This is a genomic window from Methylobacterium nigriterrae, from assembly GCF_037106235.1.
GTDB lineage: Bacteria > Pseudomonadota > Alphaproteobacteria > Rhizobiales > Beijerinckiaceae > Methylobacterium > Methylobacterium nigriterrae.
On the sequence record NZ_JBAWTG010000980.1, the window covers coordinates 1 to 261 of the forward strand.

Annotated in this window: 1 protein-coding gene; it reads right to left on the reverse strand. The window is 64.4% G+C overall.

The genetic code is table 11. The annotated features are described in order from the left end of the window. Positions 1 to 261: PHP domain-containing protein (locus WDW90_RS39940; protein ID WP_336493095.1), on the reverse strand; the 261-nt coding region annotated here is incomplete at both ends.

A 261-nucleotide genomic window follows, 5' to 3' on the forward strand; every position in this document is an offset into this window, starting at 1 on the left:
TGCGCGGCTTGAAATAGAAACCTTCGATCGAGGCGAGGGACGAGAGCCGGAAGAGGTTGTGCATCCCCTCGTTGTTCTCGGACAGCATCGTCATGTGGGTGTACGCGCCCGAACCACCGACGTCGTCCTGGTTCTGTGAACCCCCACCCCAGCGCACGCGGGTCTTGTCCTGCCTCGCGGTGCCCGGCGTGATGTAGGCCTCGGTGCCGATGATCGGCTTGATGCCGGCGGCCGTGGCCTGCTTCCAGAAGTCGTACGCCC